Annotated in this window: 1 protein-coding gene; it reads left to right on the plus strand. The window is 53.2% G+C overall.

Annotation, left to right across the window (positions count from 1 at the left end):
* Positions 1-237: transposase (locus JN414_RS16680; RefSeq protein WP_202208905.1), on the plus strand; the 237-nt coding region annotated here is incomplete at both ends.

Below are 237 nucleotides of genomic sequence, written 5' to 3' on the forward strand. Positions count from 1 at the left end.
TGAAGAGCGGCTTGCCCGGCTGAGCGGGCTTGGTGATCAGCTCGAAGCATTTTCCCGGACTGTGGATTTTGAAGTCTTCCGCCCTGACCTGGAGAAGGCTCTGGCGTATTCTGACGGAAGCAAAGGCGGACGACCGCTATTTGATCCGGTGCTGATGTTCAAAATTCTGGTGATCCAGACGCTCAACAATTTGTCTGATGAGCGGACGGAATATCTGATCAACGATCGCCTCTCCTT

It is taken from the genome of Gluconobacter sp. Gdi, from assembly GCF_014132155.1.
Lineage (GTDB): Bacteria > Pseudomonadota > Alphaproteobacteria > Acetobacterales > Acetobacteraceae > Gluconobacter.